Here is a 25,498-nt window from a genome sequence, read left to right on the forward strand (position 1 = left end):
TGCGCACCACCGCGATCGCGATCATCGCGTTGACGATGTTGGGGCCGAGCGCGGCCACGATCGCGATCGCCAGCAGGATGCCGGGAAGGGCGAGGATCACGTCCATCACGCGCATGATCACGTCGTCGACCCAACCGCCGACGTACCCGGAGACGGCCCCCAGCACGACCCCGAAGGCGAGGCTGATCACGGTCGCGATGAGCCCCACCATCAACGAGACGCGCGCCCCGACGATCAGCCGCGACAACAGGTCGCGTCCGAGCTCGTCGGCGCCCAGGACGAACTGGGTGTTCCACTGCCCGTCGACCCACAGGCCGCGCGGCGCCGCGTAGCGCTACCAGATGTCCTGGGCGTACGGGTCCATGGGCGTGACCCAGGGGCCGATGAGCGCCAGGACCACCAGCAAGGCGATGATCGTCGTGCCGAACACGACGTTCTTGTTGCGCCGGAGCCGGCGCCAGGTCGGGTTGCCGCGGCGCGCGGGCGCCGGCGCGGCGGCGGGCGGGCTGTTGGGCGGCGCGATCGGCGCCGCCATCCCCGAGCACGAGATCAAGCATGTGGAAGAGGCGATCTCGAAGGGCAGTGTGCTCGTCGGTGTGCACTGCGACGACTCCGACGATCGCGAGCGCGTGCGCAAGATCTTCAAGAACACGGGCGCCTCCAGCGTCTCCAGCGCCTGATCGGACTGAACCCCATGGGGTGTGACCGGCACGAACACCGCGCTCCCCGTCACCGCTGGTCGGGGATGCTCGGCGCAGCGGTTCTCGCGGCGATCCTCACCCTCGCCGGGGTGTGGGTCGCCGGGAGGGTCGCGGGTTTCCTGTCGATCGGGGACGAGCCGCCCTCGCCCCCGCCGCGCGAGTCGATGGATGCCGCCCCCGGCCCCGACAACACCCACACCACCATGCCCCCGCCGCCCCAACCCACCTGAGACGGAGTCACGCGTGACGCGCTTTGTCCGACGAACATCCCCGGCGGCGTTCGTCGTCGTCGTCGGCGCGATCGTGGGCTGCGGCGGCTCGTCGAACCCCAGCGGCGTGCGCATCGGCGATGAAACGCTCCGCCAGTTCAAGGCGGGCGTCACGACCGAGGCGTGGCTGATCGCGATCCTCGGTGAGCCGACCAGTTGGTCGGTCGTCGAGGGCATCCCCAACACGAAGGTCTTCCGCTACTCGCTCGACGAAGAGTCGAGCGGCTTCCTCTCCCTGTTCTCGGGGTCGTCCTCGCAGAACACCGCCGTCGTGTACTTCATCCTCACCGACGGCGTCATGACGCGCTACTGGACCGACCGCGACACCGAGCGGACCCTGCTCGGCAACCCCGTGCCCGACGCTGGCGGACAAAAAACCGGCGGGCTCATCCCGTGATCTCTTGAAACCCGGTGGACTGCCTGGCTGTTGCCGACCTGTCACGTGCGTCGCACTACAATGCGTCCACGCCCACCTGTAGGGCGCGGAGACCACGAGATGGCCGTAGAAGCACAAGATGTTGTATCGACGGTGGATGCGATCCCCCGCGAGCAGCAGTTCGTCCATCTCCACCTGCATTCGGAGTACTCCCTGCTCGACGGCGGGAACCGGCTCGACAAACTCATCGCGCGTGTGAAGGCCCTGGGGATGACCTCGGTCGCTGTCACCGACCACGGCAACCTGTTCGGCGCGATGGCCTTCTACTGGGCCGCCAAGAACGCAGGGATCAAGCCCATCCTGGGGTGCGAGGCGTATGTCGCGCCCAACCACCGGACCGACAAGGTCCACACCGGCGTGCAGGACGGCGGGTTCCACCTCGTGCTGCTCGCGGAGAACAACGCCGGCTGGCAGAACCTGCTGTACCTCGCGTCCGAGGCGTACCTGACCGGCTTCTACTACAAGCCGCGGATCGACAAGGAACTGCTGTCGACGCACGCCGACGGGCTGATCGCGATCAACGGGCACCTGGGCTCGGAACTCGCGCACCACCTCGTCGAGTTCGAGAAGACCAAGGACCCGGCGCACTGGAAGAACGCGATCGCGTGCGCCGAGTGGCACGCGCAGACCTTCAAGCCCGGGCCCAAGGGCCCTCGGTTCTATGTCGAACTGCAGCGCCATGTGCCCGAGCAGGAGGCGATCAACCCGCATCTCAAGCGGCTGGCGCGCGAACTCGAACTGCCCTTGGTCTGCGACAACGACTCGCACTTCCTGCTGGAAGAGGACTGGGACGCGCACGACACGCTGTGCTGCATCTCGATGGGCAAGATCAAGTCGGAAGAGAACCGGCTGAAGTACCCGAAAGACCTCTTCGTCAAGTCGCCGGCGCAGATGCGCGCGCTCTTCAGCGACTGCCCCGAGGCGGTCGACAACACGGTGTCGATCGCCGAACGCTGCGAGGTCGACATCGAGATCGGCAACCACGCGCCGGTCGTGCGCGTGGTTCGCCCGAAGAAGGCAAAGAAGTACGCGGGCGAGAAGGACCTGACGGCGTGGTTCAAGGCGTTCTGCGCCGAGTTCACGCTGGAGCCGTTCGATTCGACCAGCGCGAGCGACGAGAAGGAAGCGAAAAAACTCGAGAAGGAGTGCGACGACACGCTGCGCGACCTCTCGAACGCCGGGTTGATCTGGCGCTACGGCCCCGAGATCCTCAGCGACGAGGACGACGCGACGCGCACCGGCGAGGAGAAGCGCGCGATCCGCGCCCGGCTCGAGCGCGAACTCACCATCCTCGCAGACAAGTCGATCTCGGCGTACTTCCTCATCGTGTGGGACTTCGTGAACTGGGGTCGCCAGCGCGGCGTGCCTGCCATGGCCCGTGGCTCCGGCGTGGGGACCATGGTCGGCTACGTGCTGGGCCTCTCCAACGCGTGCCCGGTGCGCTACGGCCTGCTCTTCGAGCGCTTCACCGACCCGAACCGATCGGAATACCCCGATATCGATATCGACCTGTGCCAGGACCGGCGCGCCGATGTCATCAACTACGTGCGCGAGAAGTACGGGCATGTCGCGCAGATCATCACCTTCGGGACGCTGAAGGCGCGTGCCGCGATCCGCGACATCGGTCGTGTGATGGACATCCCGCTGCCGGAAGTCGACAAGATCGCGAAACTGGTGCCCGAGGGGCTGAACGTCACGATCGATGTCGCGCTCCAGCAGGAGCCCGACCTGAAGTCGATGTACGACGCGGACCCGCGCACGAAGCAACTGCTCGACACGGGGCGGACGCTCGAGGGCCAGGTGCGCCACGCGAGCGTGCACGCCGCGGGCGTGATCGTCGCGACGCGCCCGCTGCACGAGATTGTGCCGCTGTACAAGGCGCCGGGTTCGGACGACGTCGTGACCCAGTGGGACGGCCCGACCTGCGAGAAGATGGGCCTTCTCAAGATGGACTTTCTGGGCCTGCGCACGCTGAGCGTGATCGAGCGGACCAAGCACCTGATCCGCACGACGCTGCCCGAGGGCGCGATCCGCGCCGCCGTCGGGTGGGACGATTCGCGCGTGGGCGATCCGCTCGACCTCGACCGGCTCGCCTTCGACGACCAGCGCGTGTTCGAGTGCTTCCGGCGCGCCGACACGACGGGCGTGTTCCAGTTCGAATCCGGCGGCATGCGCCGGCTCCTTTCCGAGATGCGCCCCGACCGGCTCGAGGACCTGATCGCGGCCAACGCGCTCTTCCGCCCGGGTCCGATGGACCTCATCCCGACCTACAACCGGCGCAAGCACCGCGAGGAGCAGGTCCCCTCGGTCCACCCGATCGTCGATCGCTTCACCGAAGAGACCTACGGCGTGATGGTGTACCAGGAGCAGGTCATGCAGATCTGCCATGAACTGGGCGGCATCTCACTGCGCGATGCGTACTCGCTGATCAAGGCGATCAGCAAGAAGAAGCAGAAGACCATCGACGCCGCCAAGCCCGAGTTCATCGAGGGCGCGGTCAAGAAGGGGATGGGTAAGCGCGAGGCGGAAGAGCTCTTTGAACTGATCCTGAAATTCGCGGGCTACGGCTTCAACAAGTCGCACTCGACGGCGTACGCGATCACGGCGTACCACACCGCGTACCTCAAGACCTATTTCCCCAACCAGTACATGGCCGCGTTCCTGACCTACGAGAGCCAGGCGCTGAAGGTCGACGAGTGGATCAAGTATCTCGATGACTGTCGCAAGACGGTGTTCCCCGATTCGGTGAACGGCTCGCATGTTGGCGTCGAGGTGAAGCCCCCGGACATCAACCTGTCGGAGTCGGATTTCTCGGTCGTGTTCGTCGAGGGCGAGACGCGTGATAACTGCCACGGGCACGTTCGCTTCGGGCTGCGCGCGCTCAAGGGCGCCGGCGCGAAGGCGATCGAGGCGGTCATCGCCGAGCGTGTACGGTCGGGCCCGTTCACCTCGCTGCACGACTTCTGCGAGCGCGTGCCCGCGGGCTCGCTGAACAAGGCGACGATCGAGGCGCTGGTGTGCGCCGGCGCGTTCGATTCGGTGCACGGGCGAGAGAAGCGCGCCAAGATGGTCGCGACGATCGAGTCGGCGGTCGCGGCGGGGCAGACGCTCGCGCGCGATCGCGCCGCCGGGCAGAACGCGCTCTTCGGGTTCGGTGGGGGGGATGACGCCCCTGCGCCGACGCCGCCCCTGGCGAGCACCGAGCCGTGGGGCGAGAAGGAACTGCTGCAGCGCGAGAAGGAAACGCTCGGGTTCTACTTGTCGTCGCACCCGCTCGCGCAACACGGCGAGAAGCTCGAGCACTTCGCGACCGCGACGACCGCGACGGTGCGCGAGGCAAAGCAGGACGAACGACACGTGGTGGGCGGGCTGGTGAAGTCGGCGCGCATCATCGTCACCCGCAACGGCAAGACCGCCGGCTCGAAGATGGCGATCGTCACCTTCGAGGACCGCGCCGGGACCGTCGAGTCGGTGCTCTTCTCCGACTGCTACGCGAAGTACGGCCATCTCATCGTCGAGGACGCGATCCTGCTCATGATGGGCAAGGTCGACCACTCGCGCGGCGACGCGCAGATCATCGTCGACAAGGTCTGCGACCTGGAGACGGCGGCGACCGAACTCGGGCGGCGCATCGAGGTCGTCATCGACGAGCGCCGGCTCAACGGCTCATCCGAGAAGGCGCTGCGAGACCTGCGCCGGGTCGTCGAGGCCCACGCGGGGCGCGACGAGCCGGCGACCCTGCCCAGCGGGGAGAAGCGCCCCAGCGCCACGCCCCTTCAGATCGTGCTGCGCACCCGGGCCGGCAAGCGCGTCACGCTCGAAGCGTCGGCCTGGCGCGTCAGCCCCACCGATGACCTGCTCGCCGCCCTCACCAGGACGATGGGGAACCACAATGTTCGACTGGTGACCGACACCTCGCCGGGCATCGAAGAGCGACCCCGGTACCCGTCGCGCGGCCAGAGATCAGGGATGCGCGAACCGGCTTTCGCGTGAGGGCTAGTTTGCAGAACCGGGGCTTTTACCTGTCCAATTCGACGAAAGAGAAAGTACTTTCATAGGGTGGACAAAGATCCGGGATCCATCACGAAAGCGGTCAACACGCTGGGGACCGTGAGCGGTGGCTCCGCCGACGAGGCGGCTATCAATTTGTTGTACGAAGAGTTGCGTCGTCTGTCGGCGTCCGCGGTCCGCCACGAGCGCGTCGAGTACGGCGTGCTCACCACCGACATCCTCCATAAGGCGTTCGAGCGCCTGTTCCTGCGCCCTCGCGCCCAGGGCAAGCCGGTTCACTGGAAGGACCGGCACGAGTTCTACGGGGCGGCGGCCCAGACGGTGCGCAGGATCCTGATCGAGGAAGCCCGCAAGCGACTCGCGATCAAGCGAGGGGGCGGCATCAGGCATGTCCCGATCGAGAACATCCGAGACGCGCTCGCGGCCCCCCCAGACTTCCTGCTCCGGCTGGATGAAGAACTGGCGGCGTTGCGCACGCTGAACGACCGGGCGGCCCGCGTCGTGGAGTTGCGCTTTTTCGGGGGGTATTCGTCGGAAGAGATCGCCGAGGCGCTGGGCGTCTCGGCGCGCACGGTGCGGCGGGACTGGGACATCGCGCGTCTCTGGCTCTACCGGCGCATCCGGGACGAGGACACCGGGGAGTACGCGGCGCTGGCCGAGGGCGAGGATGCCCCCGAGGAAAGGGCCTAGCGATCGTGCGCGGGTCGATAGGCGAGCAGGTCGGCGCGCAGGGCGTGTCGTCGTTCGTCCTCGCCGAACGCACCGAGGGTTATGTCGAACGTGATCCAGGGGTCGGAGGGCAGCGAGTTCTCGACGGTCCGCGACGCCTGGACGCGCACGACGCCGCGCTCGCCGCGGATGCCCAGCAGGTGGAATTCGCGCGCCGTCTCGGTGCGATCGACGACCTCGAGGACCGCGAACCCGCTGCGTCCGGACGCCCAGTGGACGCTTGAGAGGATGTCGCGCCACGACGCGTGGACGACGGGCCAGGGTGGGGGCGTGTCCCCGGTCCACTCGACGCGGCCGCGCAGGTCGCCGGGGCTCTGCACGCCCAGCGGCGTCGGGTCGCCCCGCGAGTCGGCGCCCCCGGCGCCCCCGGTCCCCCCGGCGCCCCCGGTCCCCCCAGTGTCGGCGCCCCCGAACAGACCCCCTGCGCCGAGAAGGATCAGCGCGAGCGTCCCTCGCGTACAATGACGCGGTATGAGCCGCGTGACGATCGGGCCCCTCGCTCTCGGTGGGAGTGTGTTCAGAGGGGTCGGTCCCTGGAGTTTCCTGCGAGTGGATGTCACCATCCGTGTCCCTTCCGGCGCCGACCGTGTGACCTTCCTGGGCTCCGGCGACCGCAACCTGAAGATGATCCGCGAGGCGCTGGGCGTTCATGTCGCGGCGCGCGATGACGATATCCGAGTTTCGGGCGAGCCACAGGCCGTCGCCGCCGCCCGTCGAGTGCTGGAGCGCATCGGCGTGCTGACGGGCGAGACCGGCGCGTCGGGGAGCGAGCGGATGCTGTCGCGCCGCGAGGTGCTGAACATCATCGCCGACGCGGCGTCCGACACGGTGGGCGAGGGCGCCGAGTTCGAGAGCGAGGACGCGATCGAGTACCACCTGCGACAGGACGACCGCGCCGCGTGGGAGGGCCCGCTCGAGGCCTACGCCGCCGGTCGGCGCGTCGCGGGCAAAAGCGACAATCAGACCGCCTACCTCGAGGCGATCCGCACGCACGACATGGTGTTCTGCATCGGCCCGGCCGGCACGGGCAAGACCTACCTCGCGGTGGCGGCGGCGGTGCACGCGCTGAAGACCGGACGAGTGAAGAAACTCGTCCTCGTGCGCCCGGCCGTCGAAGCCGGCGAGAAACTCGGCTTCCTCCCGGGCGACCTGCAGGCGAAGGTGAACCCCTACCTGCGCCCGCTCTTCGACGCGCTGCACGACATGATGGACTTCCCGACCATCAAGCGGTTCATGATCAACGACGTGATCGAGGTCGTCCCCCTCGCGTACATGCGCGGGCGCACGCTCAACGACGCGTGCATCATCCTCGACGAGGCGCAGAACACCACCGTCTCGCAGATGAAGATGTTCCTGACGCGCATGGGCCAGCGCTCGAAGATGATCGTGACGGGCGACACCACCCAGACCGACCTCGACGACCCCACGCAGTCGGGGCTCATCGACGCCGCCCGGCGTTTGCGGCGCGTCCCGGGGATCTCCTTCGTCGCCCTGGATCGCGCCGACATCGTCCGCCACTCTCTGGTTCAGAAGATCGTCGAGGCCTACGGCGACGACCGGGCCGGCGAGAGGCCCGAGAACCATTCGCAAGCCCCGCCCGGACCGGGCGGGCCCACGTCCTGAAATCACGAATCGGCCCGATCGGGCCGATGGAGCATGAACGCGCCCCATGGGGGGCGTGAGCGAAGATCAACGCATGGCAGAGCGCCCCGTCATCCGAAGCGCACGCACCGCGCCCTCGCGAGGAGTCGCTGCGCGCCGGCGCGAGCTGCGCAAGGCGCTCGAGCGCCGCGAGGGGAACCTGCTGCGTGACCTGGCGCACAACCCGCAGGCCGGGCTGGCGCTGGCGATCGCGTTGTCGTTCGCCGTGCTCGCGGGGCTGGTGGGGGCGTGGGCGCACGATCGTGCTCGTGTCGCGATCGGGCGTACGGCGCAGGATTCGCAGCTCGTGCGCGTGGAGTTCACGCGCGAGAACACGACGGCGACGGAGAGCCGTCGCGAGTCGGCCCGCCAGCAGTCGCCGCGCGTGTACGTGGGCGACCAGGCGATCTTCCAGGAGTTGGAGTCCTCGTTCGCGCGCCTGCCGCGCTCGCTGGCGCAGGCCGAGTCGCTCGAGAACGTCGCGCTGGAGATCCGCTCGCTTTTCCGGCTGGACGAGGCGTCGCTGAGCGCGATTCGCGCGCAGGCGACAGCCGACGACGGCGTGAGCGAGCGCTGGTCCGCCGCCGTCAAGTCGTTCATCCGCGAACTGGAACGCACGCCGATCCTGCGCGCCGAGGAATACCAGGTCCAGGACATCTCGCCGGGCAACCGGATGGAGCTGCGCCTGCCGGGCGTGGTGAACCCTGTGCCGAAGGACCGCGCGCTGAGCGTCGCGAACGAGGAGCGCCTGCGCGAGGAATTGCGCCGGCTCGCCCGGCGCGCCGGCTTCGACGACGCCGAGGCGCGCCCGCTCGTCGACCGGATCGCGCCGCCCCGTGGCGCGCGCGCGACCTTCAGTTTCGACGAGGTCGCGACGCAGATCGAGCGCGAGCGGGCCGCCAACGCCGTCCGTCCGGAACTGCTCGTCTACAAGAAGGGCGACGTACTGCTGCGCCGGGGCGAGATCATCGACGCGTCGCGCGCCGAACTCATCCTCGCCGAGCGAGAGGCGTACCGCGCCGCCGAGGCGCGCGAGCACCCGCTCTCGCGCCCGCTGCGAGGGCTCGCCACCGTCACGCTCTTCGCGATCGCCACGCTGGGCGCCTCGCTCTACATCGTCGTGTTCTACCCGGCCGGCGAGCGCCGCCCGTCGCGCCTGTTCCTGGTCGCGCTGCTGGCGCTGGTGACCTTCTTCGTCGCCGCCTGGGCGGCCGAGGTCAGCCCGGGCGCGATCTACCTCGTCGCGACACTGCCGACGCTCTTCTTCGCGTCCGTGCTCGTCATCGTGTACGACCAGCGCTGCGCGCTTCTCATGGGCGGGCTGCACGCGGCCCTCCTGGCGGCCACCCTCCAGTTGCCCCTCGCCTTCGCGATGGCCCTGCTCGTCGCGATTGCCGCCATGATCGCGCAACTCGCCGAGATCCGCCAGCGCACCACGCTGATCCGCGCTGGGCTCATCACCGCTGGCGTGGCGTTCCTCATCGTCTTCGCCACCGGCGTCTTCGAGCGACCCGTCTTCGACCCCACCCGCGACGACGCCGAGCTGCTCACCCCCGCCCGGCGCGAACTGGTCGTCGACGCCTCCCTCTTCGCGGTCTCCGCGATGCTCGTCTCGTTCCTCACGCTGGGGCTCCTCCCGGCGATCGAGCGCCTCTTCGATGTCCTCACCGGCATGCGCCTGATCGAACTGCGCGACCCCAAGCAGCCCCTGCTGCGCAAACTCGCCCAGCGCGCCCCCGGCACCTACACCCATTCCATCACCGTCGCGGCTCTCGCCGAGTCCGCCGCCGACGCCGTCGGCGCAGACTCCCTCCATGTCTATGTCGGCGCGCTCTACCACGACATCGGCAAGATGAACAAGCCCGACTATTTCGTCGAGAACCAGGGCGGCGGCTTCAACCGCCACTCGCGCCTCTCGCCGGCCATGTCGCTGCTGGTCATCGTGGGCCATGTCAAAGACGGCGTCGAGATGGCCTACGAAGAGGGCCTGCCCCGCTCGCTGCGCCACTACATCGAGTCCCACCACGGCACCACGCTCGTCGAGTACTTCTACCACCGCGCCAAAGAGCAGGCCGAAGAGAACAAAGAGGGCGCGCCGGCCGAGATCGGCTACCGCTACCCCGGGCCCAAGCCCCAGACCAAAGAGGCCGCGATCCTCATGCTCTGCGACGCCGTCGAGTCCGCGACGCGCGCCCTCGCCGAGCCCACGCCCTCGCGCATCGAGTCGGTCGTGCGCACCATCTCGCTCAAGCGCCTCATGGACGGCCAGTTCGACCAGTGCGACCTGACCCTCCGCGAGCTCCAGGTCATGGAGGACGCGGTGATCAAGTCGCTGAACTCGATCTACCACGGGCGCATCGCGTACCCCTCGTCGTCGGGCGGCGAGAAGAGCGAGAAAACGCGCGGGCACAGGGCCGGTCAGAGCGTGCCCGCGCAGCAGACGCAGTCAGCGCCCACCAGCGGCGCCCCGGCGCCAGAGACGGCGCAGGCCGCGAAGCCGACGGGGACCTGAGCGCGTTCAGATGTCGCGCCCGAGCACGCCGTTTTCGGTGGTGAGGACGGGCGCTTCCCAGATGACACTTGGCAGGTCGACGCCGGGGAGCATGGTGTCGAACGAGCGCTGCTCGCCGTGGCCGTCGACGAAGTGCACGAAGTGCTTGAGTTTGTTGAACTCGCCCTTGCGCACCGTGTTCCACCGGATGAGCAGCCCCTTCGCGCCCGGGAACGCGACGGCGTGCTCGGGCATGGGCTGGTGGTTGCGCACCTCGGGCGTGCGCCCGTGCTCGAAGAACCAGGGCGTCGCGAACGCGCCGAACATCATCAAGTCCCGGGCGGCGGCGTCGTAGGGGCGCGCCGGGACATCCCACTCGGGATCGACCTCGGGCCCGTTGCGCGCGAGGGCGCCGTCGTAGCCGTCGAGGATGAGTTTCCACCACCACGCGAGCGGCTGGCCCCAGTAGGTCCCGTCTGGGTCGAACCCGCCGATGCCCTGCGGGTTGTCGAGCCGGGGCGTGTACTCGATCGGGGCGAGCGCCGTTCCGGGCACGCCGTAGTAGGGGTACCACCCGCGCCGATCCGTCGTGTATCGCTGGAGTTCCGCGTGCACCTGGCGCTGGTGGGCGAGAACAGTGCGCTCCTTGGCGATAAGCCGGACCTCACGCAGCGTGGGGATAAGGATGCCCAGGAGTATCGCGATGACACCAATGGAGACGAGGAGTTCGAGGAGGGTGAAACCCCTGCCGCGTAGATCCCTGAGAAATGTTCTGCTGGCCATCGCAAAATCTCCGGAAACAGTCTTGACAGCATACCCCCCCCCGCGGTAGGGTGCAAGACTGAAGGTGGCCACCGGGGCCGCCGAAGGGGAACTTCTGGAGAGGATCAACAGGTGAAGAAGAGCAACGGCGTCGTGGCAGCGATGGGTCTCGTGGTCGGATTGGCGATCGGACTTCTTGGTGTCCCTTCCAGCTCTGCGTATGCGGAGCTTGACGGTCCGTGTGACCCAACGGGTCTTCCTGAGCCATGCAACGGCAACGGCACCACGAACTGCACGAGCTGTACAGCCCGAACCACTAACTGCCGTGGTGGCAAGCTGGCATACTGCTGCGGCAACGGTCAGACTCAGCGTGACTGTGAGTGTCACTCTGCGACGAACCCGCCGAGCAATTGCAGCGGCGCTTGAGACGCCACGGCGATTAGATTCAGAGGAGAACTCACAATTCAGAAGCAAACATTGGCTCTGGCCACTTGCTTTGTCGTGATCGGCATAGTTGGAGGCATTGTAGTTCGGCAGGCCTTGATCAGAGGCCCTAAGCACGATCTGCCTGCCGAGGCAGTGCCACAAGCACGCGCCGCGGTGAAGCATTTCGAATCGACAAGGCAAGTCCCAGCAACAGATGTGCGGCAGATGGCCGAGGCGATTTCGCGTGCGCAGCCAATCAAGGGGCAGCGCGACGAGATCGACCTCAATGCTGATGCCCGTGCAGCATTTTTCACTATGGTCGCAGAATGGCTTTCGTATCGGGCGAATCTCGATCACGATGGCTATGTTGCATGGATGCACAGCAGAGACTACTCCCTCGCGCTCGACGATGTTGGAGGAGAGTCGCGGCGCGGCCTCTCTCGTGAAGATCGGGAGATGGCCTGGCGCTATTACACGGGAGAAGATCTGCCGGACAACCTGGCCCCCGCCGAGTTCTTCCGGGTCTGCTTCGTGGGCTGTCTGAATGCAAAAGGATCCTTTTTGCGCCCCGCCGCGGTATCTGAAGACGCGTTGGTATCTTTCCGCGCGATCCAGTCCGTGCGGTCTAATCCCTTTCCGCTTCCGATCGATGAGTTTCCCGAGGAGGAAACCTGGGTCGGTTTCGCGTCATCGGGAGACCGGGAGCACTGGAGGCCTCCGATATCGTATGCGGAGGTGCTCAGCCGGGATCGTGTCGCAGTAACTGCTGTGCTACTGATGGCTGTGCGCGGGCAGGGGGGGCAATGGGTGCCTACCACGCTCGCCGCATATTACGACATGGGCTCGAGCGAATGGCACATTCTCACCGTTGTCTACTCTAATTCGTTTTACCGTGGCATCGCCATAGAGCGCTGACCTCACACCGCCCCGAAGGTGAAACTCTTCCCCTCGTACCCCACGCGCACCGTCTGCCCGTCGGCGATCTCGCCCGACAGGATCCGCGCGGCGATGGGGTTCTCGAGGCGCTGCTGGATCACGCGCTTGAGCGGGCGGGCGCCGTAGACGGGGTCGTAGCCCTCGTTGGCGATCGCGTCGATCGCCTCGCGCGTGAGGTCGATGCTGATCTCGCGCTCGCTGAGGCGCTGGCGCAGGCGCGCGAGTTGGATGTCCACGATCTGCGCGATCTGCTCGCGGCGCAGCTGGTGGAAGATGATCGTCTCGTCGATGCGGTTGAGCAGCTCGGGGCGCAGGAACGCCTTCAATTGCTCGCGCACCGCCGCCTCGATCTCCCAGTCGTCCGCGCCCTTGCCGGTCAGTTCCTGGATCTGCTGGCTGCCGATGTTGCTCGTCATGACGACGACGGTGTTCTTGAAGTCGATGGTGCGCCCCTGCCCGTCGGTCAGGCGCCCGTCGTCGAGCATCTGCAGCAGCACATTGAACACATCGGGGTGGGCCTTCTCGATCTCGTCGAAGAGCACCACGGCGTAGGGCCTGCGCCGGATCGACTCGGTCAGGCGCCCGCCCTCCTCGTAGCCCACATACCCCGGGGGCGCGCCGATCAGACGGGCCACGGCGTGCTTCTCCATGTATTCGCTCATGTCGATGCGCACCAGCGCCTCTTCCGTGTCGAACATGAACGACGCGAGCGCCTTGCACAGTTCCGTCTTGCCCACGCCCGTCGGGCCCAGGAACAGGAACGAGCCGATCGGGCGCGCCGGGTCGCCCAGCCCGGCGCGGCTGCGCCGGACCGCGTCGCTCACGGCGCGCACCGCGTCCTCCTGGCCCACGACGCGCTTGCCCAGTTCGCCCTCCATCTGCAGCAGTCTCTCGCGCTCGCCCTCGACGAGTTTGCTCACCGGGATGCCCGTCCAGCGGGCGACGATCTGCGCGATCGCCTCGGCGTCGACCTCCTCGCGGATGAGCGAGTCGCCGCGCTGCTGGCGCTCGTCGATGGCCTTCTCGGCGCCGTCGAGCCGCGCCTGCAGGTCGCGGAGTTCGCCGTACTGGATCCGGGCGGCGGTCTCGAGGTCTCCCCGGCGCTGGGCCTGCTCGAACTCGACGCGCTTGGCGTCCATCGTCTCGCGGATCGACTTCACCTCGTCGTGAAGAGACTTCTCCTCTTCCCAACGCGCCGTCAGCGCGCGGTTCTTCTCGTTGAGGTCCGACAGTTCCTGCTCGACGCGCTCGAGTTGGCGCGCGCTCTGCGCATCCGCACCGGCGCCGCCGGACTTCGCCTCCATCTGCAGCGCCTGGCGCTCGATCTCCAGTTGCATGATGCGCCTGCGAAGTTCGTCCAGTTCGGTCGGCAGACTGTCCGCCTCGATGCGCAGGCGGCTCGCGGCCTCGTCGATCAGGTCGATCGCCTTGTCGGGCAGGAAGCGCTCGGTGATGTAGCGGTTGCTCAGCCGCGCGGCGGCGACGAGCGCGCTGTCGACGATCCGCACGCCGTGGTGCGCCTCGTAGCGCGGCTTGAGCCCGCGCAGGATCGCGATGGTGTCCTCGACGCTGGGCTGATCGACATACACCGGCTGGAAGCGGCGCTCGAAGGCCGGGTCCTTCTCGATGTGCTTGCGGTACTCGTCGAGCGTGGTGGCGCCGATACAGCGCAGCTCGCCTCGCGCCAGCGCCGGCTTAAGCAGGTTCCCGGCGCTCACCGCGCCCTCGGCCTGCCCGGCGCCCACGATCGTGTGCAGTTCGTCGATGAACAGGATCACGCGCCCCTCGCTGGCGGCCACCTCGCGCAGCACGGCCTTGAGGCGCTCCTCGAACTCGCCGCGGTACTTCGCGCCGGCGAGCAGCTGCCCGACATCGAGCGCCACGATGCGCGCGTCGCGCATCGACTCGGGGCAGTCGCCGTTGACGATGCGCAGGGCCAGGCCCTCGGCGATCGCGGTCTTGCCCACGCCCGGCTCGCCGATGAGGACGGGGTTGTTCTTCGTGCGCCGGCTGAGGACCTGCATGCAGCGACGGATCTCTTCGTCGCGCCCGATCACGGGGTCGAGTTTGCCGGCCGCAGCCTTCTCGGTCAGGTCGATGCCGTACTTCTTGAGGGACTCGTAGTTGGACTCGGCGCCGGGGTCCTGCACGCTGGTCACGCCGCTGGCGGCGCGCACGGCCTTGATGGAGTCCATCAGGCGCTTGTGCGAAAGCCCGACGACCGAGAGCGCCTGCTTCGCGTCGGTCGCGACCTCGCTGAGCGCGAGGAGCAGGTGCTCGGTGGAGACATAGGCGTCGCCCATCTCGCGCGCGTCGGCGTCGGCCTTCTGGAGGATGGAGAGCATCGCGCGCCCGGGCTGGGGCGGCGTGCCGCTGACCTTGGGCATGCGCGAGAGTTCGGCGTCGACGACCTGCGTGACGCGCTCGGGCTGGACGCCGGCCTTGGCGACGATGGACGCGCCTGTGCCGCCGCGCTCCGAGAGCAGGGCCGAAAGCAGGTGCATGGGCGAGACCTCGGCGGCCTGTCGCTCGAGGGCGAGCCCCTGCGCGTCGGCGAGCGCCTGCTGGGCGAGGGTTGTGAAACGGTCTGGGCGCATGGCGTGTCTCCTGAGGCCATGCAAGGGTACAAGCGCGGCGCCAGACGGCGCGTGCGGATTCGTGCCCAGTCGGCCTGCTGCACAACGCCCATGGCGTGCACAGGAGAGTACGCCTGCCGGAGTGGCAGGCTGGCTCGCCAGAGTTGTCGGATCTGGGAAGTATGCATGACGCAACGAAAACGCCCCCGAGTTGCTCGGGGGCGCGTGGGTCGATCGTGAAGGTGTGGTGCGCCGGCGTCGCTAGGCGTTCTTGTCGATCAGGTTGCCGGAGGTTTCCTCCGGGCCTCGCACGCCGCTGACGGCGCCGCGGGAGGCTTCGCCCTTGGGGCCGGCCTCGGCGGCGTCCTTGATCATCGCGACGGCCAACTCGCCCTCGAACTTGGCGTTGTCGAGCGCCTTCTTGGCGACGGCGGTCCCGATGCTGCTGCGCAGGTTTGCGCCCGTAACTTCAGAGAGTGACATGCACCCTTCATCGACACGATCCGCGAGGGGATCGACCGGCCTGCGCGCGGATGTCGGGTGTGGGCGATGTTCTCGGACGGGGGGTGGCGGCGGGCCGGCTGGGGAAGTGGGGGTGGTCCGCGAACGAGCCGGGCTTGGCGCCGGTCAGTTTTTCGGGCCGTGGATCTCGCCGACGGTGCGCTGGTAGTGGATGCTGGGGCTGCCGTCGCCCTTGGGGGGGAAGAGTTCCATGCCGCGTGCGCGCAGGCGTGGGGCGTGTTCGCGGACATAGGTCATGTACGCGGCGCGGTCGGCGAAGACATAGCGGCACTCGATCACGGGCACGGGGCCGGTGCTCTCGATGTCGAGTCGCACCGCCTCGGCGCTCAGGGCGCCGGCGTCGAGCAGGTCGCGCAGGTGCTCGCCGGTCATCCAAGAAAGGAATCGATCGGCGGTGGCGGCGTCGGGGAGCGCGGCGCGGACGGTGTACGCGATCTTGGGCATAGGGCGAAGGGTAGGGGGCGGGGGCCGGAGGGGCCTCAGGGAGCGGATAACCGAACCTGCCCGGGTTCCTTCGCGGATCGTTGACACCCCGGGGGACCCCCTCTAGTCTTCGCGGCTCGCAACGGGCGGTCTGGACTCCGAAAGGGGGCCAGGCCGGTGGGACCCGTCGGTTCATGCCGTCATCCCCTCGTCGCGGCGACATCTCGCGGGTGTAGCTCAGTGGTAGAGCGTCACGTTGCCAACGTGAAAGTCGAGGGTTCGAGTCCCTTCACCCGCTTTCGGCGCACAGCCAGGCGTCGTCGCGATGCGCGATGACCCGTCGATCCGGGGTCTCCGGGCTCTGGATGCCGGCGTTGCCGCTGGGGCACATTCCTTCCTCGTATCGCAATATTCCGGCCTGTGGGGCGTTGTGCCGGGGCGTCATTGCGTGGCGTACGCCCGGTCGGGCGGGTTGCGCTGACTGGCTCTGAATCGAGGAACGAATGCAGTTCGATCGTCACCAGGACACATCTTCGCAGCGGCGATCACCTCGGCCCGAGCGGGCGCTGTCGTGGCGAACGGCGGCGGGTGTGATCGCGCTGGTCTGGGCGGCGCCGGCGATGGCGCAGTGGGTGATCCCGCCTGTCGACGCCGAGCGCGTGGAATACCGCCTGTTCGACAGCGACGCCGCTGGAGTCGAGGTCAGTTACCACATCTATACCCCGCCGCAGTATGACACCCAGACGGATCGATGCTTCCCGGTGCTGTACTGGCTCCACGGCAGCGGGGCGCAGACGACCAGCATCATCCCCATCAGCCGGCTGTTTCACGACGCCATCGTCGAGGGGCGCATCCCGCCCATGATCGTGGTCATGCCCAACGGCATGAGTTATCGCATGTGGTGCAACTCCTTCAACGGCCTCGTGCCGATGGAATCGGTTGTGCTCGACGACCTGATTCCCGAGGTCGACGCCAACTTTCGCACCATCGCGCGGCGCGAAGGGCGCCTGATCGAGGGCTTCAGCATGGGTGGGCAGGGAGCGGCGCGGCTCGGTTTTCGTCGCCCCGATCTGTTCGCGGGCGTGTCGATTCTGGGCGCCGGCCCACTGCAACTCGACTTTCTCGATGCGCCGAAGGGTGGTTCGATCCCCCCGGAGCTGCGTCTGCAGATCTATCAGTTCGTCTGGGGGAGCAGCCCGGCGTACTACCTCGAGCAGCATCCTCGCACCGTCGCGGCCATGAACGCGCAGGCCATTCTCGCCAGCGGGCAGATGATCCGTCAGGCGGTGGGAGAACTTGATTATGTGCTCCAGATGAACATCGAGTTCGATGCGCATCTGAACGGCCTGGGCATTGAGCATGATTTCAGGATCATTCCCAACGCGGGTCACTCCCTGGCGCAGGTCGTCGCGGGCCTGGGTGACGACAACTGGCTCTTCTACAACGATCTGTTCGGCGCGTTTGTCAGCATCGCCGGCGACGCCAACGGCGACGGCGTCGTGGATTTCGCGGATCTCAACCTCGTTCTCAGCCAGTTCGGCCAGGCCGTCGCCCCCGGTTCGGGAGGCGATGTGAACAGCGATGGGGTGGTGAATTTCGCTGACCTCAACGCCGTCGTCAGCGCATTCGGCGCGCCCTGCCGCTGAGCGCATCGAGCGGGGCGCTTTCGCGCGCACGCGATCGGTTGAGTCGTGTCGGCGACGCCGGAGGGGGGAACCCGAGCGTGCCGCTGGAAAGGAATTGGCTGTTGGTGAACCTGGGGCGGGCGCCTCAGTCCTCCGGATCACCCGGGCGCCAGGTGAAGGCTTCGGGATGGTGCTTGAGCAGCCAGCGGGTTTCGCGCCGCTGCTTCCAGAACTCGTACCGCCTGCGCAGCGAGCGCGCGGGCACATCGGGGTACGAGCCACGCAGCAGCATGGACGCGCGCCGGATGATCCGCCTGTGGATGGGGTGCTCCACGGTCTGGCTTCGCCACATCATCGCCTCGAACTCGATGTGATCGGGGGTCCACCACGGCTCGACGGCCCCGAGCGCGCCCATGAAGTCGTAGAGCTGGTCGGCGTCGAAGTGGGGGAATCGGTCGCTCTCGTACGCCTTCCACCCGCGTTGCACGCGGTGGTCCGTGCCGCGCCAGTCGACGAAATAGCGATCGACGCGATCGAGTGCGATGCCCCAGACCCGTTCGAGATCTTCGGGCCCGACCTTGCGCCATGGTCGCGGCGTGCCGGGTCGGTCGTCGTAGTACGCGACGTCGGCGACGAACTCCCCGGCGTGAAACAGCCCGAAGTCCCAGTGCTCGCTCTCATGGCAGCGCAACTCGAGAAGCGGGCACGAGTACCTTCTGCTCAGTTCGATCGCCCAGGGGGCTGCGTGGTTGGTGATGCAGAGCGTGTCGCCGTTCCACTTCGCGCGGAAGGTGACGGGCGTGGGCGTCTGGACCCAGTCTCCCCACGCAGAGCCCGGGCGCGGCCCGTTCATGAGTTCTGCCGCGGCTTCGATCGCGACGCGCGGGAAGTTATCGCGCGGGATTCCCTTCAAGATGCTGTACGTCGAACGGTTTGCCATGCTGCAGCGTTCCTCGAGAGACGGGCCGGCCCCGGCGCGCTCGCGCCGGCGTGCGTGCGGACGATACCGGAAGCGCGCGTGATGTTGGGCAGGCGCGTCGTGCATTGTGGACCATTTTTGTAACACTTCGGTCGTGTTGTGTAACAAAAATGAAAAAGCACATATTTCTTCTGGAACGCGCTTGACGCTGTGACGGATCCCTGTATCTTCCGCTGCATTCGATGCGCCGCGTGTCGAAGCGGGCGGGTCAAGCCCGGGGGGATGCGCGGCGAAACCACGAGGGGATCTCCCATGCTTTGTGCGCTCCGCACTGTCGGCGCGACGGCGTTGTCCGTTGCCCGTCGCCTCGCCGCGCTCTGCGCGATCGGTCTGTCTGCGTCCGGTTCGCTCGCGTCGAACCCGTCGCCGCTCGGCGACCTCGACGCCGACGGCGTGGGGGAGTACTTCGCGCTGCGCCCGGTGCGTTCGGTCGACGCGCCGGTGGTCGGGCAGGTGCGCGTGTATTCCGGCGCGACGCGCGTGCTCCTGCGCTCGTTCACCTCGCGCGAAGCGGACGACGCGTTCGGCGTCTCGGCGTGCTTCATCGCGGACTTGAACACGGACGGCGTGGGCGATGTCCTGATCGGGGCGCCGCGCGCCGCCACGCTCGAAGGCCTGCGCACCGGGCGCGTCTACGCGCTCTGCGGCACGACCGGCGAGGTGATCTTCACGGTCGATGGCGAGGCGTTCTCTGACTTCGGCAGGACCGTCGCGCCGGTGGGGGACCTCAACGGCGACGGTGTGCCGGATTTCGCGGCCGCGCAGCGCCGTATCGGCCCGCTCGGCGAGTGGTACGGCGTCGTCACCCTGCACTCGGGCATCGCGGGCGAGGTGATCGGCGGTTTCTGGAGCGACGAGGGCGACGGCGCGTTCGGCTACAGCATCGAGAGCATTGGCGATTTCGACGGCGACGGCGTGCCTGACCTCGTGATCGCCTCGCCGCTGGTCGAGACGGGGCCGGGGCTGATCGGTGGCGTGCATGTTTTCCTGAGCGGCGCGGCCGGCTTCGGCGACGGGCGTGCCTCGTCGAGCGCCGATGGGTCGATCGCCAACACCACGCTGCCCTCGGCGGTGTTCGGTTCGGTGCTCATGCTCGGGCGCGACCTCAACGGGGACGGCGCACCGGAACTCATCGTCGGCGCGACGATCGTGGATCCCGGCACGGGCCTGCCGCTGGCGGCGACGCTGACGTCGTACGACCTATCGACGCTGCGCCCGGTCGGATCGGCGATGATCGATCCCGACACGCTGCGGGTCGATGTGACGGGCGACCTGGTCATCGACGAGCGCGATGTGATCGAATCGCTGCTCTCGCTCGGGCAGGCGGCGGACACGAAGAACCCGATCAACCCGGACGTCGACGGCGACGACGAGGTCACGACCAACGACCTGCTGCACGTGCTGGGCGCGACGCCCGGCGCGTTGTCGCCGGTGGAGTTGATCGATCCGACGAGGGCGCCGCAGCTCGCGGTGGCGCTGCTGAACATCCTGGACATCATCCGCACCTGCATGGGCGTGAGCGCCAGCGACGACCGGATCCGGCTGAGCGCGCTCGATCCGCCGGATCTTGGCCCGCAGACCGAGCCGATCAGCCCCGCCGAACTGGCGTGCTGCATTTACCGGCTGGTGTTCTGGCTCGTGCCGGAGGATCTCCGCCCGCCGCCTCCGCCGGGGTGCAGCTTCGACGACGGCTCGGGTGGAGGCGATGGCGGGGGCGGAGGTGATGGCGGCGGAGGTGACGGGGGCGGAGACGACGGCGGCAACGGCAACGACGACGAGTGTCAGTTCTCGATCATCGGCCCGGATCTGCTCGTCGTCGGGCAGGGCACGGGCGTGTACTCGATCGTCGGACAGACCAACGGCACGCTGACGCTGTGGAGTTTCTACCCGCCCATCAGCCCGGTGGTGCAGTTCGCGGGCTCCGGGATGACCGGGCCTTCGGCGAGTTTCCGGGGCGTGCGCCCAGGCGTCGCGCACATCATCGCGACCTCGTACCGCAACGGGAACGCGCAGTGCTCGGCGACGAAAGAGGTCATCGTCTCGGGCCCGTGCGAAGTGGAACTCAGCGGCCCCGGCTCGGTGCTCGTCGGCGCGAGCGCGACGGTGACGGCGGCGAACCTGGAGCAGGGCACGGTCCTGTTCTGGTCGGTCGAGGGCCCCGGGCTCGTGACCGGCACCACGCAGACGACAGCGACGGTGCGCGCGCAGGGCGTGGGCGCGCTGCGCGTTGTCGCGTCGGCGCGCCTAAACGGCGTGGAGGTCTGCCGTCGCGTGTTTGTCGTGCAGTCCTCGTGCCCTGGTGATATCAGCGGCCCGGCGTCGCTGCCGTTGGGCGGGACGGCGACCTACAGCGTCAGCGGGCTGAACGCGAACCACTCGATCGACTGGACGGTCAGCGGCGGGCTGTCGATCGTGTCGTCGTCGTCGAACAGCGTGACGGTGCACGCCGGCGATTGCTGGTCGGGCACGGTGCGCGCGCGCCTGCGGGTGGATAACGAGCCGACCTCGTGCGTGACGACGCGCGCGGTGGAGATCGTGGTCAGCAACGTGGCGCTGACGCTGAACGGGCTCCCGGAGGAGGGCTTCGCGCAGATCCAGCCGGGCGGTCCGTCGCTGGAGTTCGTGCTGAGCGCGTCCGGCGTGGGTGATTTCGAGTGGGTGGCGACCTCGTCGACGCCCGGCGCCGCGACGCTGACCCCGGCCGGGGGTGTGTGCCTGCTGCGCGTGGACGCGCCGACGGCGCTGGAGATCGAGGTCAGGCGCACACGCTGCACGACGACGACGATCGCGCGCACGCTGGTGGTGGTTGGGCTGGACCTGGCGATCGACTCGAACAACGACGGCGTGATCAACGCGCAGGACGAGGAGATCGAGGAGAGCGCGCCGGGGCATGTGATCCTGGCGAACACGCTGGATTATGACGCGGATGGGATTCCGGATTATGCGGATGGGTTTGGTCTCATCGCAGAATACGAGGAAACACAGCAGATAGCGGGCGGAACTTTCTCACGTGTCATTCTGGCTCTTAGTGATATTTCAGAACTTCCTTTCAATGCACTTAGGTTGGAGTATGACGCGTCTGATCCGCACGGAATCTATATCTCGGATTCCGACTTCTTCGCCATGCCGCATGGTGCACTGCGACTCTGGAAGAAGAATGCAGACCAGTATCGTGATCCGCGTCGGGTACAGGACGGCGGTGATTACATTCCCTCTGGTTTGACATCACTGACTGACCTGGGCCTAGTCGAAAGTGGGGGAACCGTAACTCTCTATCTGGAGTCACTGCGACCGAGCGTCGCGGAGGGCGACCAGTCGATCCGCGTTGAACTGGCGCAAGTCGGTCCAGGTCTCGACTCTCCGCAACCATCACTGCCCTTTGATGTGGTTCGGCTTACATCAACCGAGATCAAGATATTAGGAAGAGGCAAGCGCGACACCGAATTCATTCCCATGGACATCTTGTGGCCTGCGACGCTCCAGATGGAGGACGATCCTCCGCTGCCAGACAACATCCTCGCTGGGACATGGGTAACGTATCGGGTTCAGGTGATCGACCCTCGCGATGGGCTGACTCAGATCAGAATTGCAGGACATCCTGTATCCATGACGCGTGGCGATGCGGGCTATATAAGTTCCGAGTTTATCTGCGTCGACCTCGATACACCTGCCGAAGCGCATTTCCCTGATCTGCCTGCGATATGGCTTCAGGATCTTCCAACAGTCGAGATCGAGTACAACCCCAAAGGTCGTCAGAAAAAAGGAAAGAAATTCACAAGACTCGACGCTTCCTACTCCGTCATTGCCGATCTTGTGAACAACACAATCGTTCGCCCGCTGCTCGATGACGCCGGATGGGCGCCGCCTAATCACGCCAATGACACCGGAGCATTCGGCAAATATGTTCATGCTCAGGCCGCGCATCACCTGCGAGACCACCGGAACTTCATCTTTGATCTTGTTGTTGATCCTGATGACCGGCGCGTTATTCGGTACGGCTCTACGGGGGGTAGCGGAGTGGGGCAGTTTGATGTCATATATGTTAAGGATGGGTACCGACCTGCCGTCAACGAAATCCTTGACCGCAATCGCGCTTTGCGAGCGTTTGAACTCAAGGCTGGCATGAATGGCTTGAGTGCCCAGCAGCGAGTCTACTATCCTGCTGTCTTTCAGGAGGACTGGGACGTGGTGCGCTCCGAATGGCGATGGACCACGGCGGGGTGGCAGCGGATTCCGCCAATGCGGTTCAACTACCCCACCATGACCCGCGCTCTTGGGGCGACCGGCGCTCTGGGGGCAGGATCCACTGTAGGGGGCCTGGCAGTGCACGCTTTCTATGGCAAGGACGACCGCGACTTGTCTGTTCATGCGTTCGTGAACAAGCTCATGTTGGCGGTGCACGCCCCGAGTCACGCCCTTATGAGTAACTTCGCCCACGACGGATTCGAGCACCTCGTTGCGTACTTCAACACTTTCTCAGGCGGTTCTACTGGCGTGACCGTCGGTCTGACGATGGGTATGGTTCGATTTCTCAAGGCGAACTAACCTCATGAGCGGCACGGGCACACTCTGGCTTTACACGCAGACCCGATTCGACTCTGACTGGGAGGACCGCTTGTCCGCTGCACTTGCAGAGCTTGGAGTCGAGAATTCTGGTGTGATGGGATCGGTTCACGATAGCGATCACGAACCGGATCTCCTCGTGGCGCTTGACCGGTGGCGAAGTGGTGCGGGCGATGCGCTTGAACTTCTTGAGTTGGCCAATCATCAGGGAGACATCCGATTCTCTGTGAAGAGCATGCAGTTGGCTTGGCAATACATCGCCAGTGCTCCAAGGTTCTATTTCTTCCTCCGCCCGAATGCGTTCTCACAGCGTCTCGCTGATTATCACGAGCAGAACGCGTCGCCGCACCGCGGCACACTCATGCTCACCGACCTGTCTGTGTTCCGTGGAGCGGGTCTTTCGTGGACGGAGAATCGCGATGGCAGGCTCGTAGTCCATGACTGGTGCCGGTGGCGGTTCGGAATCGATGGTTCGGGCTGGCTTGGTTCGTGGGACTATGAAGCGGAGTTGATCAAGTCACCCTTGGTCGTCGAGTGGCGGGCAGCCTTTGAGCGTCAGTTTGGGGCAATGGACATCGCCCTTAACTGGGGATGTTGAGCGAGTGTGGAGTATCCGCGTTGTGTAAAAAATAACTTGCACCCCGCCCCCGCTTCTGCGATGATGGTCTCCCCGCGGCCATCTGTTCCGGTCGTGGTTCGCCGCTGGCTGGAGAGGTCGCCCATGTCTTCTGTCCCCCGCTTGTCCCGTGTTGCGCGTGCGTTCCCGGTTGGGGCACTCCTGGTCGCTCTCAGCGGCGTCGCGGTGGGGGCCTCGTTCCCGGGTGATCCCTCGGTCAACCTCGGGGTCGCGGTCAAGCCGGGGAGCCAGACCGTGCAGAAGGCGGCCACGCTGCCGGACGGGACGACCTGGGTCGCGTGGTTCGATGCCGCCGACGGGTCGTTCCGGGTGTACGCGCAGCTGCTGAGCCCGACGGGCGACAAGGCGTTCGCGGACGACGGGTTGCTGGTCTCGAGCGCGCCGCAGTCCACCTCGCTCGTGGACTGGGACATCATCGCCGACGCCGACGGGGCGGCGGTGCTGGTGTTCACGGATACGCGCGACGGGGCGGACCGCGACGTGATCGCGCAGCGCATCCTGCCCGACGGGACGGCGCAGTGGGGGACGAACGGCAAGCAGATCTCGATCAACGCCGATTTCGAGGCGGCGCCGCGGGTCGTGCAGGACGCGGTCACCGGGCAGTACCACATCTCGTGGCTGCGCAGCGACTCGGCGCGCGGCATCTATTACCAGCGTCTGGACGCGAGCGGCGTGGAGCAGGTCGAGGTCGGGGGCGTGCGCATCGCGGGCGACGGCGTCGAGGGCCCGGGCTTCCACACGAAGGTCGCGCATCCCTCCGGCGGGTTCATCATGGTGTACGTGCGCGACACGCGGACCTTCGCGTCGCCCCGGCACGTGTACGCGCAGCGGTTCGATTCGTCGGCCGGCGCGTCGTGGAACATGGGCGGCCCGGTGATCGTGTCGAACGCGTCGAGCATCCCCATCGCGCAGTACCCCCAGATCGCGCTGGCGTCGGACGGCGGGGCGGCGTTCGCGTGGAGCGATTCGCGCGAGGGTCCCTCGCGCGTCTTCGCGCAGCGCGTCGACGCGAGCGGCGCGCCCCAGTTCGCGGCCAACGGGGTGTCGGCGTCCACGCGGGCGGATCGCATCCAGTTCGAGCCGGCGATCGCGTTCGTGGACGACACGCTCGACCTGATGCTGTTCTTCAACGATCGCAACGGCGCCCAATCGATCCGCGGCATCGGCGTGCAGCGGTTCGGTCCTTCCGGGGCGCGGTCGCTGGGTGATTTTGGGGTCGAGGTGCTGCCGTTCAATGCGGAGAACAAGACGGCGCCGCGGGCGGCACGGGCGTCGGGCGGGGCGACGATGCTGGTGACGGTCGAGCCGAGTTTCGGCGTGGTGAACCTGGTGGCGGTGCGGGTCGACGCGGCGGGGCAGTTCGTGTGGGACAACGGGGGCGTGCGGATGGTGTCGGACGCGAACGGCTCGAAGAGCCGCCTGCTGGCGACGACCGACGCGTCGGGCGTTGTGCGTGCCGTGTGGGAGGACGGGCGCAACGATTCCGGCGATGTGTTCGCGCAGAACATCAATCCGGACGGCACACTGGGCGCTGCGACGACGCCCTGCCCGGGCGACACCAACGGCGATGGCGTGGTGAACTTCTCCGATCTGAACGCGGTGCTGAGCGCCTTTGGTCAGAGCGGCGCCGGCATCCCCGGTGATCTCAACGGCGACGGCGTGGTGAACTTCTCCGACCTGAACATCGTGCTGAGCGAGTTCGGTTCGAGTTGCGACTGAGCCGGGGGCGGCGTCGCGGGTCTCGAGCCCGGCGGTCCCCGGTTTCGCCTTC

Annotated in this window: 18 protein-coding genes and 1 tRNA gene; 11 read left to right on the forward strand and 8 right to left on the reverse strand. The window is 67.0% G+C overall.

Annotated elements, in window-relative coordinates:
* Both VB775_RS07165 and VB775_RS26395 read right to left on the reverse strand, forming a co-directional pair.
* On the reverse strand, positions 1 to 247 hold a 247-nt coding region (locus VB775_RS07165; protein WP_323216673.1), incomplete at its 3' end, for an ABC transporter permease subunit.
* Positions 248 to 334: 87 nt separating this feature from the next.
* Positions 335 to 1,045, reverse strand: a complete 711-nt coding sequence (locus tag VB775_RS26395) for a hypothetical protein (RefSeq protein WP_416235811.1) — start codon at positions 1,043 to 1,045, stop codon at positions 335 to 337.
* Between VB775_RS26395 and VB775_RS07175 the strand changes: the two genes are divergently transcribed.
* The 3 genes from VB775_RS07175 (at position 945) to VB775_RS07185 (ending at position 6,107) form a co-directional block, all read left to right on the forward strand.
* Positions 945 to 1,367: a hypothetical protein gene (locus tag VB775_RS07175; protein ID WP_323216675.1), complete on the forward strand. Its 423-nt coding sequence runs from the start codon at positions 945 to 947 to the stop codon at positions 1,365 to 1,367. The two genes, VB775_RS26395 and VB775_RS07175, sit on opposite strands and share 101 nt — an antisense overlap.
* A 99-nt stretch (positions 1,368 to 1,466) precedes the next feature.
* Entirely contained in the window at positions 1,467 to 5,399 is a 3,933-nt protein-coding gene (dnaE, locus tag VB775_RS07180; protein ID WP_323216676.1) for a DNA polymerase III subunit alpha, read from the forward strand.
* 66 nt (positions 5,400 to 5,465) lie between these two features.
* Complete coding sequence (locus VB775_RS07185) at positions 5,466 to 6,107, forward strand: ECF-type sigma factor (RefSeq protein WP_323216677.1); 642 nt, start codon at positions 5,466 to 5,468, stop codon at positions 6,105 to 6,107.
* Here VB775_RS07185 and VB775_RS07190 read toward each other — a convergent pair.
* The gene (locus tag VB775_RS07190) at positions 6,104 to 6,466 is read right to left on the reverse strand and encodes a hypothetical protein (RefSeq protein ID WP_323216678.1); all 363 of its coding nucleotides are present in this window, start codon (positions 6,464 to 6,466) and stop codon (positions 6,104 to 6,106) included. The genes VB775_RS07185 and VB775_RS07190 overlap by 4 nt on opposite strands.
* A 229-nt stretch (positions 6,467 to 6,695) precedes the next feature.
* On the opposite strand from VB775_RS07190, the gene VB775_RS07195 reads away from it, so the two are divergent.
* Positions 6,696 to 7,769 (forward strand): PhoH family protein, encoded by a 1,074-nt coding sequence (locus VB775_RS07195; protein ID WP_323216679.1) that lies wholly within the window; start codon positions 6,696 to 6,698, stop codon positions 7,767 to 7,769.
* A 73-nt stretch (positions 7,770 to 7,842) separates the two neighbouring features.
* The gene (locus VB775_RS07200) at positions 7,843 to 10,299 is read left to right on the forward strand and encodes an HDIG domain-containing metalloprotein (RefSeq protein WP_323216680.1); all 2,457 of its coding nucleotides are present in this window, start codon (positions 7,843 to 7,845) and stop codon (positions 10,297 to 10,299) included.
* 6 nt (positions 10,300 to 10,305) lie between these two features.
* Here VB775_RS07200 and VB775_RS07205 read toward each other — a convergent pair whose 3' ends face one another.
* On the reverse strand, positions 10,306 to 11,061 hold the full coding sequence (locus VB775_RS07205; protein ID WP_323216681.1) for a type II secretion system protein: 756 nt from the start codon (positions 11,059 to 11,061) through the stop codon (positions 10,306 to 10,308).
* 630 nt (positions 11,062 to 11,691) lie between these two features.
* Between VB775_RS07205 and VB775_RS07210 the strand changes: the two genes are divergently transcribed.
* A complete protein-coding gene (locus tag VB775_RS07210; RefSeq protein ID WP_323216682.1) occupies positions 11,692 to 12,381 on the forward strand; it encodes a hypothetical protein in 690 nt (229 codons plus the stop codon).
* Positions 12,382 to 12,383: 2 nt separating this feature from the next.
* On the opposite strand, the gene clpB is transcribed toward VB775_RS07210, so the two are convergent.
* The 3 genes from clpB to VB775_RS07225 all read right to left on the reverse strand — a co-directional run bounded on the left by clpB (position 12,384) and on the right by VB775_RS07225 (position 15,944).
* A complete protein-coding gene (gene clpB, locus VB775_RS07215; protein ID WP_323216683.1) occupies positions 12,384 to 14,999 on the reverse strand; it encodes an ATP-dependent chaperone ClpB in 2,616 nt (871 codons plus the stop codon).
* Positions 15,000 to 15,239: 240 nt separating this feature from the next.
* A complete protein-coding gene (locus tag VB775_RS07220) occupies positions 15,240 to 15,461 on the reverse strand; it encodes a hypothetical protein (RefSeq protein WP_323216684.1) in 222 nt (73 codons plus the stop codon).
* 144 nt (positions 15,462 to 15,605) lie between these two features.
* Positions 15,606 to 15,944 (reverse strand): DUF4286 family protein, encoded by a 339-nt coding sequence (locus VB775_RS07225; protein ID WP_323216685.1) that lies wholly within the window; start codon positions 15,942 to 15,944, stop codon positions 15,606 to 15,608.
* A 205-nt stretch (positions 15,945 to 16,149) separates the two neighbouring features.
* Between VB775_RS07225 and VB775_RS07230 the strand changes: the two genes are divergently transcribed.
* Together VB775_RS07230 and VB775_RS07235 are read left to right on the forward strand one after the other, a co-directional pair.
* Positions 16,150 to 16,221, forward strand: a tRNA-Gly gene (locus VB775_RS07230).
* A 205-nt stretch (positions 16,222 to 16,426) separates the two neighbouring features.
* A complete protein-coding gene (locus tag VB775_RS07235; protein WP_323216686.1) occupies positions 16,427 to 17,569 on the forward strand; it encodes an alpha/beta hydrolase-fold protein in 1,143 nt (380 codons plus the stop codon).
* A 124-nt stretch (positions 17,570 to 17,693) separates the two neighbouring features.
* Here VB775_RS07235 and VB775_RS07240 read toward each other — a convergent pair whose 3' ends face one another.
* Positions 17,694 to 18,488, reverse strand: coding sequence for a hypothetical protein (locus VB775_RS07240; RefSeq protein WP_323216687.1), 795 nt, complete (start codon positions 18,486 to 18,488; stop codon positions 17,694 to 17,696).
* Positions 18,489 to 18,779: 291 nt separating this feature from the next.
* Here VB775_RS07240 and VB775_RS07245 point away from each other — a divergent pair, with 291 nt between their 5' ends.
* The 3 genes from VB775_RS07245 (at position 18,780) to VB775_RS07255 (ending at position 25,446) form a co-directional block, all read left to right on the forward strand.
* Complete coding sequence (locus VB775_RS07245; RefSeq protein ID WP_323216688.1) at positions 18,780 to 23,072, forward strand: integrin alpha; 4,293 nt, start codon at positions 18,780 to 18,782, stop codon at positions 23,070 to 23,072.
* A gap of 4 nt (positions 23,073 to 23,076) precedes the next feature.
* Positions 23,077 to 23,688, forward strand: coding sequence for a hypothetical protein (locus tag VB775_RS07250; RefSeq protein ID WP_323216689.1), 612 nt, complete (start codon positions 23,077 to 23,079; stop codon positions 23,686 to 23,688).
* Between the two features lie 123 nt (positions 23,689 to 23,811).
* On the forward strand, positions 23,812 to 25,446 hold the full coding sequence (locus VB775_RS07255) for a hypothetical protein (protein WP_323216690.1): 1,635 nt from the start codon (positions 23,812 to 23,814) through the stop codon (positions 25,444 to 25,446).
* The last annotated feature ends 52 nt before the right edge of the window (positions 25,447 to 25,498 follow it).

Origin of the sequence: Pseudanabaena sp. CCNP1317 (genome assembly GCF_034931345.1) — a bacterium.
GTDB lineage: Bacteria > Cyanobacteriota > Cyanobacteriia > Pseudanabaenales > Pseudanabaenaceae > Pseudanabaena > Pseudanabaena galeata.

Coding starts and splice junctions, on each gene's coding strand:
- VB775_RS07245 (WP_323216688.1), top strand. CDS start 18,780: ATGCTTTGTGCGCTCCGCACTGTCGGCGCGACGGCGTTGTCCGTTGCC.
- dnaE (WP_323216676.1), top strand. CDS start 1,467: ATGGCCGTAGAAGCACAAGATGTTGTATCGACGGTGGATGCGATCCCC.
- VB775_RS07225 (WP_323216685.1), bottom strand. CDS start 15,944: ATGCCCAAGATCGCGTACACCGTCCGCGCCGCGCTCCCCGACGCCGCC.
- VB775_RS07255 (WP_323216690.1), top strand. CDS start 23,812: ATGTCTTCTGTCCCCCGCTTGTCCCGTGTTGCGCGTGCGTTCCCGGTT.
- VB775_RS07250 (WP_323216689.1), top strand. CDS start 23,077: ATGAGCGGCACGGGCACACTCTGGCTTTACACGCAGACCCGATTCGAC.
- VB775_RS07240 (WP_323216687.1), bottom strand. CDS start 18,488: ATGGCAAACCGTTCGACGTACAGCATCTTGAAGGGAATCCCGCGCGAT.
- VB775_RS07220 (WP_323216684.1), bottom strand. CDS start 15,461: ATGTCACTCTCTGAAGTTACGGGCGCAAACCTGCGCAGCAGCATCGGG.
- VB775_RS07205 (WP_323216681.1), bottom strand. CDS start 11,061: ATGGCCAGCAGAACATTTCTCAGGGATCTACGCGGCAGGGGTTTCACC.
- VB775_RS26395 (WP_416235811.1), bottom strand. CDS start 1,045: ATGCGCACGCCGCTGGGGTTCGACGAGCCGCCGCAGCCCACGATCGCG.
- VB775_RS07210 (WP_323216682.1), top strand. CDS start 11,692: ATGGCCGAGGCGATTTCGCGTGCGCAGCCAATCAAGGGGCAGCGCGAC.
- VB775_RS07200 (WP_323216680.1), top strand. CDS start 7,843: ATGGCAGAGCGCCCCGTCATCCGAAGCGCACGCACCGCGCCCTCGCGA.
- VB775_RS07235 (WP_323216686.1), top strand. CDS start 16,427: ATGCAGTTCGATCGTCACCAGGACACATCTTCGCAGCGGCGATCACCT.
- clpB (WP_323216683.1), bottom strand. CDS start 14,999: ATGCGCCCAGACCGTTTCACAACCCTCGCCCAGCAGGCGCTCGCCGAC.